The 10,289-nt window shown below is 62.8% G+C and carries 13 protein-coding genes; 8 read left to right on the forward strand and 5 right to left on the reverse strand.

Going from position 1 to position 10,289, the window contains the following annotated elements; all coding sequences use genetic code 11:
* The coding region (locus ENZ75_RS09230; protein WP_164887769.1) for a LysR family transcriptional regulator at positions 1-810 on the forward strand (810 nt) is incomplete at its 5' end.
* A gap of 193 nt (positions 811-1,003) precedes the next feature.
* Here the strand turns inward: ENZ75_RS09230 and rpsI are convergent.
* From rpsI to ENZ75_RS09245, 3 genes are all read right to left on the reverse strand, one after another.
* Positions 1,004-1,486: a 30S ribosomal protein S9 gene (gene rpsI, locus ENZ75_RS09235; RefSeq protein ID WP_023810272.1), complete on the reverse strand. Its 483-nt coding sequence runs from the start codon at positions 1,484-1,486 to the stop codon at positions 1,004-1,006.
* Position 1,487: 1 nt separating this feature from the next.
* Positions 1,488-1,952, reverse strand: coding sequence for a 50S ribosomal protein L13 (gene rplM / locus ENZ75_RS09240; RefSeq protein ID WP_013532205.1), 465 nt, complete (start codon positions 1,950-1,952; stop codon positions 1,488-1,490).
* 215 nt (positions 1,953-2,167) lie between these two features.
* Positions 2,168-2,632 (reverse strand): PaaI family thioesterase, encoded by a 465-nt coding sequence (locus tag ENZ75_RS09245; RefSeq protein ID WP_063167783.1) that lies wholly within the window; start codon positions 2,630-2,632, stop codon positions 2,168-2,170.
* Positions 2,633-2,786: 154 nt separating this feature from the next.
* Here ENZ75_RS09245 and ENZ75_RS09250 point away from each other — a divergent pair, with 154 nt between their 5' ends.
* The 7 genes from ENZ75_RS09250 (at position 2,787) to ENZ75_RS09280 (ending at position 7,956) form a co-directional block, all read left to right on the forward strand.
* On the forward strand, positions 2,787-3,608 hold the full coding sequence (locus ENZ75_RS09250; RefSeq protein ID WP_063167784.1) for an enoyl-CoA hydratase: 822 nt from the start codon (positions 2,787-2,789) through the stop codon (positions 3,606-3,608).
* Between the two features lie 10 nt (positions 3,609-3,618).
* The gene (locus ENZ75_RS09255; protein WP_013532202.1) at positions 3,619-4,041 is read left to right on the forward strand and encodes a VOC family protein; all 423 of its coding nucleotides are present in this window, start codon (positions 3,619-3,621) and stop codon (positions 4,039-4,041) included.
* Complete coding sequence (locus tag ENZ75_RS09260) at positions 4,041-4,823, forward strand: AAA family ATPase (protein WP_063167785.1); 783 nt, start codon at positions 4,041-4,043, stop codon at positions 4,821-4,823. Before ENZ75_RS09255 ends, ENZ75_RS09260 begins: the two co-directional genes overlap by 1 nt.
* On the forward strand, positions 4,820-5,584 hold the full coding sequence (locus ENZ75_RS09265) for a GNAT family N-acetyltransferase (RefSeq protein WP_063167786.1): 765 nt from the start codon (positions 4,820-4,822) through the stop codon (positions 5,582-5,584). The genes ENZ75_RS09260 and ENZ75_RS09265 overlap by 4 nt, the downstream gene beginning before the upstream one ends.
* Positions 5,571-6,092: a CoA-binding protein gene (locus ENZ75_RS09270; protein WP_024504599.1), complete on the forward strand. Its 522-nt coding sequence runs from the start codon at positions 5,571-5,573 to the stop codon at positions 6,090-6,092. The genes ENZ75_RS09265 and ENZ75_RS09270 overlap by 14 nt, the downstream gene beginning before the upstream one ends.
* Positions 6,093-6,318: 226 nt before the next feature.
* Positions 6,319-7,599 (forward strand): O-acetylhomoserine aminocarboxypropyltransferase, encoded by a 1,281-nt coding sequence (locus ENZ75_RS09275; RefSeq protein WP_024504598.1) that lies wholly within the window; start codon positions 6,319-6,321, stop codon positions 7,597-7,599.
* A 6-nt stretch (positions 7,600-7,605) separates the two neighbouring features.
* The gene (locus ENZ75_RS09280; RefSeq protein ID WP_063167787.1) at positions 7,606-7,956 is read left to right on the forward strand and encodes a cupin domain-containing protein; all 351 of its coding nucleotides are present in this window, start codon (positions 7,606-7,608) and stop codon (positions 7,954-7,956) included.
* A 54-nt stretch (positions 7,957-8,010) separates the two neighbouring features.
* Here ENZ75_RS09280 and ENZ75_RS09285 read toward each other — a convergent pair whose 3' ends face one another.
* Positions 8,011-8,895, reverse strand: a complete 885-nt coding sequence (locus ENZ75_RS09285; protein ID WP_063170209.1) for an AraC family transcriptional regulator — start codon at positions 8,893-8,895, stop codon at positions 8,011-8,013.
* A 277-nt stretch (positions 8,896-9,172) separates the two neighbouring features.
* Positions 9,173-10,289: cytochrome P450 (locus ENZ75_RS09290; protein WP_164887770.1), on the reverse strand; the 1,117-nt coding region annotated here is incomplete at its 5' end.

Consider the following 10,289-nt stretch of genomic DNA (forward strand, 5'->3'; position numbering starts at 1 on the left):
TCCGGCCTGAGTGAGGCGGTGCGTCGCCTGGAAGTGCAGCTCGGTGTCAGGCTGTTCAACCGCACGACGCGCAGCGTTGTCCCGACCGAGGCGGGCCTCAGCCTTCTGGAGCGGCTCGGCCCGGCGCTGTCGGAGGTGGAGGCGGCGCTGGACGTGGTGAACGGCTTTCGCGACAGGCCGGCTGGCTCGTTGCGTCTCAACGTGCCGGTCAGTGCTGCGCGGCTGATATTGCCCGATATCGTGCCGGGTTTCCTCGCCGCCTATCCCGGTATCCGGCTGGAGGTGATCGCCGACGAGAACTTCGTCGACGTGCTGGCGGCCGGCTGCGATGCCGGCATCCGCTATGACGAGCGGCTGGAGCAGGACATGATCGCGGTGCCGATCGGACCGCGCGTGCAGCGTTTCGCCACGGCCGCCAGCCCTGCCTATCTTGATCGCCATGGCCGCCCGCAACACCCGAGCGACCTGCTTGGCCACTCCTGCGTGCGTGGGCGCTTTGCCAGCGGTGCGATGCTGCCCTGGGAATTCGAGCGAGACGGCGAGGTGGTGCGGGTCGATCCGACAGGCCCCTTGATCGTGCGGATCGGCGGGGCGACGGATCTTGCCGTCGACGCGGCTATTGCCGGCACCGGCATCATCGGCCTCTTCGAGGGCTGGCTGCGCCCTTACTTCGACAGCGGCGCTCTTGAGCCCGTGCTCGAACCGTGGTGGCAGAGTTTTCCCGGACCGTTTCTCTATTATCCCGGCCGGCGCCTGGTTCCGGCCCCGCTGCGGGCGTTCATCGACTATATCAAGGGCGGCAAGGCCTGACCTGTTTCCGGCGCCGTCACCCCACCCGGCGCTCCGCGCCGACCTTCCCATTGAGGGGAGGTAGGGCGCCGCGCTCTTCTAGCTCCCCTTGATGGGAAGGTCGCGCCGTAGGCGTGGGTGGGGTGACTGCCGAGCCGCAAACAAAAAGGCCGCCCGGAGGCGGCCTTTTCGATTGTCTGAAGCTGCGAAGTGCTTAGCGCTTGGAAAACTGGAAGCTACGACGGGCCTTGGCCTTGCCGTACTTCTTGCGCTCGACGACGCGGCTGTCGCGGGTCAGGAAGCCGCCCTTCTTGAGCACGGCGCGCAGCGTCGGCTCGTAGTAGGTCAGCGCCTTGGAGATGCCGTGACGCACGGCGCCAGCCTGGCCGGAGAGACCGCCGCCGACGACTGTCGCGACGATGTCGTACTGGCCGGCGCGGTTGGAGGCGATGATCGGCTGGTTGAGGATCATCTGCAGGACCGGACGCGCGAAATAGGTCGCGAATTCCTTGTCGTTGACGATGATCTTGCCGGAACCCGGCTTCACCCAGACGCGCGCAATGGCGTTCTTGCGCTTGCCGGTGGCATAGGCGCGGCCCGACTTGTCGAGCTTCTGGACGTGGACGGGGGCCGCCGGCTGGGTATTGGTGTTGCCGGTGGCGGCGCCCAGTTCTGCGAGCGAGGAAAGCTCAGCCATCTTATGCGACCTTCTTGTTCTTGGCGTTCAGCTTGGCCACGTCGAGCACGACGGGCTGCTGGGCGACATGCGGATGCTCGGCGCCTGCATAGACGCGCAGGTTCTTCATCTGGCGACGGCCGAGCGGGCCACGCGGGACCATGCGCTCAACGGCCTTCTCGACGACACGCTCGGGGAAACGACCCTCGAGCAGCTGGCGCGCGGTGCGCTCCTTGATGCCGCCTGGGTGGCCGGTGTGCCAGTAATAGACCTTGTCGGTGAATTTCTTGCCGGTGAACACCACCTTGTCGGCATTGATGACGATGACGTTGTCGCCGTCGTCGACGTGCGGGGTGAAGGTCGGCTTGTGCTTGCCGCGGAGATGATTGGCGATGACAGTGGCCAGACGACCGACGACGAGACCTTCGGCGTCGATCAGGATCCACTTCTTCACCACATCCGCAGGCTTCTGCGAAAAGGTTGTCATGTTTTCTGCTCTCGGTTCTGACCTTCATAAGAGAAGGCGTTTCTTGTTGCTTGGATTGGCGAAAGGCGCTTGCCCGCCGCCAATAACAAAACGGCGGCCTTTGCGGGCCGCTGCTTCGTGGAGGCTTATAGGCGAGGGTGGTGACCGCGTCAAGGCGAACGAAAAGGTAGATATCAGGTAAAATGTAGCAAAAACAATAACTTGAACAAAAGGTATTATTTTACCACATCACCATTCCGCTTCGGCGGGATCGAATAGGTGCCGATGGCATGCGCCACCGTGTGTCCGTCTGGGCCGGCAACGATGTCGATGTCGAACACCATCAGGCTCTTTCCCAGCTTCAGGATGCGGCAATGGCCGTCGATCGGTCCTGCCTCGGCCTTGCGCACGAAATTGATGTCGAGGTTGACGGTGACCGAAAGCGCATCCGGCCCGGCATGGCTGAGCACGCAGACGTAGCCGCCAATGTCGGCCAGCGTGAACAGCGAGGGGCCGGACACCGTGCCGCCGGGACGCAAATGCCGTTCGCCGGCGTTGAGCCGCACGGTGCAGCCGCCCGGGAACACGTCGATCGCCTCGAAATATTTGAACTGCTCATTGAGCTGCGGATAGACGGTTTCCATCAGCGCATTGACTTGTTGCGCGGTCAGCACGGGCTTGAGGTTGGTCTGGGCGGGCATGTCTTGGTCTCTCGCTTTGCGCCAGGCCTGTATGAGCGCAGCGCGGCATTTCTGACAACCTTCGTCCCCTGGCGCAAGCGATCGGTGTTGGACGAAACCTGATCCGGTATTAGATAGTCTGGCAGCCCCAGCGGAATCGCGGAGAACCCTATCCATGGCCGAAATCCTTGCCATCAAGCCTGCCGCCGTTGAGGGTCCGGTGGTTGCACAACTGGACAAGGGCGTGCTGCGCCTCACACTCGCCAATCCGCCTGCCAACGCGCTGTCGCTGGCGGTGATGGCGGCGCTGACGGCCGAACTCGAGCGCGCCAGGGCCGACAAGGCCGTTCGCGTCATCGTCTTGTCGGCTGCCGGCAAGGTGTTCTGCGCCGGCCATGATCTCAAGGAAATGACCGCGCGCCGCACTGACGCCGATCATGGCAAGGCCTTTTTCGCAGAGACGTTTGCCGCTTGTGCGACGCTGATGCAGGCGATCGTGCGTCATCCAGTGCCTGTCATCGCCGAGGTTGACGGCCTGGCCACCGCCGCCGGGCTGCAACTGGTCGCCAGCTGCGACCTGGCGATCGCTTCGCATGAGGCGACCTTCTGTACGCCGGGTGTCAACATCGGCCTGTTCTGCTCGACGCCGATGGTGGCGCTGTCGCGCAACGTCTCGCGCAAGCATGCGATGGAGATGCTGTTGACCGGCGAGACCATTGATGCGGCAACCGCCAAGGAATTCGGCCTGGTCAACCGCGTCGTGCCGCGTGAATACCTGAATCAGATCGTCACCAAATACGCGCAAACCATTGCTTCCAAATCATCTTTGGTGGTCAAGACGGGCAAGGAGGCGTTTTACTCGCAGGCCGAAATGGGGCTGGCGGATGCTTACACCTATACCGGCCGGATCATGGTCGAAAACATGCTCGCGCGCGACGCCGAGGAAGGCATCGGCGCCTTCATCGGCAAGCGCAAGCCGGAATGGACGGACGAATAGGAGCAGCACCATGGAGCCGCGAATCTCTATCGTTACCATCGCCACCGATGATCTGGACCGCGCGGTGCGCTTTTACGAGGCTATGGGCTTGAAGCGGCATGCCGGTATCACCGACGGTGTCGCCTTCTTCCAGATGGGCGGCGTCATTCTTGGTCTGTTCCCACGTGCCAGCGCAGAAGAGGATTCCGGCATCGCCTTCGCCGCGGCGCCATCGGCGGTCTACCTCGCCTACAACACCCGCTCCGACGCCGAAGTCGACGACGTGCTCGCCAGGGCGGAAAAAGCCGGCGGCCGCATCGTCAAGCCGGCCGGCCGCGCCTTCTGGGGCGGCTGGTACGGCTACTTCGCCGACGCCGACGGGCATGTCTGGGAAGTGGCGCACAATCCGGCCTTTCCGATCGCGGAAGACGGCACGATTTCGCTACCTGGCTGATGGCCCATCGCAAGCAGCTGACGCGGCTCAAGGCTCCCTATCTGAAGCGCATCCTGCTCGATGCCGTGCGGGTCGAGGATTGGGAAAAATATCCATGGAACCTGCCGCTGTTTCGCGGCCACGACTTCGAACTCGAATTCACCACGCCGATCACCATCATCGTCGGCGAGAACGGCACCGGCAAATCGACGCTGCTCGAGGCGATCGGTGCGCTGGCCGGCTATGACGAAGCCGGTGGCGGCAAGGGATATAGGCCGGTCGACCATTCCAGCGCCATCGACAAGAGTGGTGCCGCGCTGGCCAACGCATTCCGCGGTCACTGGCTGCCGAAAGTCACCGCCGGCTGGTTTTTTCGCGCCGAATCCTTCTACTCCGTGGCCCGATATCTCGATCAGGCGGCACTGGAAGACCCTTTTAGGCCCCCGCCGCCGGACTTCCTGTCCTGGTCGCATGGCGAGGGCTTTATCCGTTTTTTCGAGGAGCGCTGCCGCAGGCAAGGCATCTACATCCTCGACGAACCCGAAAGCGCACTGTCGCCGACGCGACAGATCGAGCTGCTCAAGATGCTGCGGCGCATGGACCAGTCGGGCACCGCGCAAGTGATCATGGCGACGCATTCGCCGCTGCTGATGGCTTGTCCTGGCGCGCGGCTGTTCCGCATCAGCCGGTTCGGGCTCGATCCCACGGATTTCAGCGATACCGATCATTTTCGCATGATGCGCGACTTCTGCACCGATCCGCAGGCCTTTATGGAGGAAGCGCTGCGGGAGGATGACGCGTGAGCGCCGGCGATGATGACCTCAACTGGCGCGTCGAGCAGGCGTGCCGCGAAGGCTGGCCGGCGGCGACCGAGACGTTGGTTGATGGCTGGCTTCTGCGGCGATCGGGCGGACGGATCCGGCGTACCAATTCGGCCAATCCCTTGCGCGGCGAGCGTGGCGCGCCCGACAAAGTGATCGACGCCGCAGAGTCCTTCTACGTCGGCCACGGTCAGGCGCCGATGTTCCGAGTGCCTGATATCGCCGCCGAGCTCGAAACCGCACTCGACCATCGCGGCTACCAGCCGGAAGGCGGGACGATCCATCTCCATGCCGGGATCGGCGATCTGGCTGAAGTCCGCGACGAGCGGGTCGCTGTTTCGCCTGTGCCAGGCGAAGACTGGCTCGCGGCGCGCTTCCGCATGGAGGCTTATGACGACATCGATCGCCGCGTCTTTCGCGAGATGACCGGACTGATCGTCGGCGACCGGGCGTTCGTGTCCTGTACACGAGACAGCGAAATTGCCGCCTTGGCCTATGGCGTCATCCGCAATGGGCTGCTTGTGGTGGAATCGGTTGAAACCGACGGCCGTTTCAGGCAGCAAGGCCTGGGCCGCAAGACGGTGGGCGTCCTGATCGACTGGGCACGACAAACGGGTGCGTCAGCTGCATGCCTGCAGGTGGTGGCCGACAACACGCCGGCTCGCGCCCTCTACGCCTCGCTTGGGTTCAGCCGTGAACTTTACCGATACCACTACCGCAGGAAGCCGCATGAACCACGATAGCTACGACAACACTTACATTGCCGGCATCCTCAATTCGGTGAAGACCATCGCCATGGTCGGCGCGTCCGCCAATGATGTGCGGCCAAGCTATTTCGTGCTGAAATATCTGCTGGCCAAGGGATTTTCGGTGTTTCCGATCAATCCTGGCCAGGCCGGCAAGGAGATCCTCGGCCGGATGACCTATGCGAGGCTCGCCGATATTCCGGAGCCGATCGACATGGTCGACATCTTTCGCGCGCCGGCGGCGGTGCCCGGCATCGTCGACGAGGCGTTGCGGCTCGATCCCTTGCCGAAAGTGATCTGGATGCAGCTTGGCGTGCGCCATGACGAAGCAGCCGCGCGCGCCGAGGCCGCCGGCATCAAGGTGGTGATGAACCGCTGCCCCAAGATCGAATATGGCAAGCTGTCCGGCGAGATCGGTTGGACCGGCGTCAATTCCGGCGTGCTGTCGTCGAAGAAGCCGCTGATGCGGTCGGGATTCCAGAGTTTTGGCGTGCGGCAGAAGTAGTGCACGTCGCTCAAAAGTGCGCAGCGGTTTTGGGATAACGACGTGCACCAAAAGCAAGGCCTGACGCGCGATGCGCCTTAGGCGCAAAATTATTCCTTAGGCCAGCGCATTTTCTCGGGCCTCGGCCGCAGATCGCTAGCCGAAGGGTATTTTCTTCTTTGCATTCGCGCTCATGCTTCGCCAAGAATGCCCGGCGATTTCAAGAGTTTCAAAAGGGAGGTTTTCAGTGACCCGCACGCCAGGTTTCAACACGCTCGCCGTCCACGCCGGTGCCAAGCCCGATCCGGCGACCGGCGCGCGCGCCACGCCGATCTACCAGACGACCTCCTTCGTCTTCGACGACGCCGACCATGCCGCCTCGCTGTTCGGGCTGAAGGCCTTCGGCAACATCTACACCCGCATCATGAACCCGACCCAGGCAGTGCTGGAAGAGCGCATGGCGGCCCTCGAAGGCGGCACGGCGGCACTCGCGGTCGCCTCCGGCCATGCCGCGCAGGTGATCGTGTTCCACAATCTGATGCAGCCGGGCGACAATTTCGTTGCCGCCAACAAGCTTTACGGCGGTTCGATCAACCAGTTCGGCCATGCCTTCAAGAATTATGGCTGGGAGGTGCGCTGGGCCGACACCAATGACATCTCGACCTTCGAGAGCCAGATCGACGACAGGACCAAGGCGATCTTCATCGAGAGCCTCGCCAATCCGGGCGGCACCTTCGTCGATATCGAGAAGATCGGCGACATCGCGCGCAAGCACGGCCTGCCGCTGATCGTCGACAACACACTGGCCTCGCCCTACCTCATCCGGCCGATCGAGCATGGCGCCGACATCGTCGTCCATTCGCTGACCAAATTCATCGGCGGTCACGGCAATTCGATCGGCGGCGCCATCGTCGACGGCGGCACCTTCGACTGGTCGAAATCGGGCAAATACCCGATGCTGTCGGAACCGCGCCCCGAATATGGTGGTCTTGTCCTGCACGAAACCTTCGGCAATTTCGCCTTCGCCATTGCCGCGCGCGTGCTCGGCCTGCGCGATCTCGGCCCGGCGATCTCCCCGTTCAACGCCTTCCTCATCCTGACCGGCCTGGAAACCCTGCCGCTGCGCATGCAGCGCCACTGCGACAATGCCGTCACCGTTGCCGCCTGGCTGTCCAACCACCCCAAGGTCGCATCGGTGAATTACCCCGGCCTGCCCTCAGACAAGAACAACGCGCTGCAGAAGAAGTACTCACCACTTGGCGCCGGCGCCGTGTTCACCTTCGCGCTGAAGGGCGGCTATGACGCGGGCGTCAAATTCGTCGAGGCGCTCGAGCTGTTCTCGCACCTCGCCAATGTCGGCGACACCAAGTCGCTGGTCATCCACCCGGCCTCGACCACGCACCGCCAGCTTTCCGACGAGCAGAAGGTCAAGGCCGGCGCAGGACCGGACACGGTGCGGCTTTCGATCGGCATCGAGGACGTCAACGACATCGTCGCCGACCTCGAACAGGCGCTAGCCAAGGTCTGATCGATCATGAGCGAGTCAAACTTTCTTTCCATCGGCGTCGACGCTGTCGACGCCGAACAGGGTGCACCGGCGCCCGACCGGCTGATCTCGGGCGATCCCAAATTCCGCACCTGGAATGTCGAGGAGCGCGACGGCGGCCTCTATGCCGGCATATGGGAATCGACCCCGGGCAAATGGCGCATCGTCTATGACGAGTGGGAGTTCTGCCACATCCTGTCCGGCGTTTCGGTGATCGCGGAGGACGGTGGGCAAGCGCGCACCGTCAAGACCGGCGACAGCTTTGTGCTGAAGCCCGGCTTCAAGGGCAGCTGGGAAGTGCTTGAAACGACTCGCAAGGAGTATGTGATCAAGCTTTGATCTCGCGTCGCCATGATGCTCGCGATCGGGGGGACAAACCGCTGTCCTGCCGAGCTATTTCAGAGGCAGAAAGAGTTCAACGACCACTTCGCGTAGCGGGCCCTCCGGGAAGTGGGACAGATGTCGTTGGCAATAGATCGGAAAGTCGCGTGCTTCCTCGCCGCTGGCCGGAAGCCATTCACGATAAAGATAAAGTGCTGCGGGTTCGAGATTGTTGGTATTGCCAGGGTAGCGCAGCACCGCGCAGCGCCCGCCGGGGATCACGCCAGCCTTCATCTGCCCGTCATTCGCCTCGATCGGCCGGTCTGTCCCGGCACAAATGTCCATGCTGTAGTCAGCCGGGACCGCGGGCTCCCTTTCGGAACGGAAGACGTTGAAGGTCGGGCTTGTCTCGGGCGACAAGCCCGCCGCCTTACGCCAGGCGATGAACCGCTGGATGGTGTCCTGGAGCGTCGCCCGGTCTCCGCGGTGCTCCATGATCGCCACCGGCGTCGGGGGCACATCGCGGATCGTCACGTCGTCGTGTTCAAAGATTATCTGCATAAGCGTGTTCCTTGCTTTTTCGAGGGGCCCGAAGGCCATGAGCCACGACCCCCAGTCGGGAGACTTCCGGAACGACGACGGCGATTGTCCGAACCGTTGCCGAAAGGCGCGGGCGAAGGCATCCGGCGCGTCGTAACCGGCATCCATGGCTATGTCGGTGACGCTTTGGGCGTCACTTTCGGCAAGTCTGTACGAAGCACGCTTCATGCGGGCGAGCTGGACATAGCGATGCACGGACACCCCGAAGGTGGACGTGAACTGCCGGTGGAAATGATATTTCGAGAACGCCGCGACACCGCTCAACGCCTCCAGCCCCAGATCGTCATCCAGATGCTGGTCTATATGGTCTAGCACCCGCTGCATTCGGGCTGGGTAGTTTTCAAGTGCGGCCTTCAACGTCTCTTTCTCCGTGACGACACCAGTTAGGCCTTTCCGAATATATCGCGCTCGACCGATCTTGCGATTTGGCATGGATCGACAGGGGCTGCCAGCAACGGCCTTCAGGCTCTCCCCCAAGCTTGTGCTGCCTGCGTATGACTATTTCGCTGGAACTGGCTGAGACAGCTTCCGGTGCCTTGTCGTGGAAGGGCATCGTGGGCGGTCCGGTGAGCCGACCTTGTGGTTGCTGCTGGCGCTATGGCTGGAATAGGCCGGCGACCAAATCCGCGCTTCGTCAAAAGCCGACGGCGAGCCTTTCCAGCCCATGGAAGTGGTAAGTGTCGCGGAAGCTTGGCCTTTCGGCAAGATGCAGCTTCGGGTGCCGTTCGAACAGGGTTTTCAGCGACACCTGCAATTCTAGCCTGGCCAGCGGCGCGCCGATGCAGAAATGGATGCCGGCGCCGAATGACACGTTCTTCTGGTCCGGACGATCGGGCCGGAAAGCTTGCGGTTCGGCGAAGGCGCGCGGGTCATGATTGGCCATGCCCAGCATCAGCCCGATCGTCTGGCCCGGCTGCACGACAATGCCAGGCGCGACTTCGATCTCCTGATAAGCGTAGCGCGTGAACATGTGCAGCGGCGCGTCGAAGCGCAGGCATTCCTCGACCGTTGCCGCGGTCGCTTCGGGTGAGCCGAAGAAGCGGCTGACATCGCCGCCTTGCATAAGGATCGCACGGACAGCGTTGCCGGTCTGATGCACTGTCGCTTCATGACCGGCATTGAGCAGCAGGATCGCCGAGGACACCATCTCGTCCTCCGACAGCTTTTTGCCGTCCTCCTGCGCCGAGATCAGCAGCGACAGCAGGTCGTCGCCAGGGTTCTTGCGTCGCTCGGTGACATGGAAACGCAGGAAATCGGCAAATTCGCCCGCGGCTCGGTTGGCCGTCTCTTCGATCGCGCGCGTGCGGCCATGCATGTACATGGCAACCATCTGGTGCGACCAGTCGAGCAGTTGCGGCCCCATGTCGACCGGCACACCGAGCATTTCGGCAATGATGGTGATCGGCAAGGGCGCCGCGAAGGCAGGCAACAGGTCGACCGTCTTGCCTGGTTCGAAACGGTCGATCAGCTCGTTGGCCAAAGCCTCGACACGCGGCCGCAGCCGTTCGACCTGACGCGAGACGAAGGCGCGGTTGACCAGTGTTCTCAGCCGCGTGTGCACCGGCGGCTCCAGTTCCAGCATCGAATTGGCTTCGACGCCGTCGAAAGCCCTGAGATGGCTGCGGTCCTGTCCGATACCGCGACTGTCTGGAATGCCGGCCGGATTCTGGCGGCCGAAACGGCGGTCGCGCAGCAGCCGGTTGACGTCGTCGAAGCCGCCAAAGCACCAGAAGCCGAATTCTTCCCAGAAG

Source organism: Mesorhizobium sp. M7A.F.Ca.CA.002.04.1.1, from assembly GCF_004022805.1.
Taxonomy (GTDB): Bacteria; Pseudomonadota; Alphaproteobacteria; order Rhizobiales; family Rhizobiaceae; genus Mesorhizobium; species Mesorhizobium ciceri.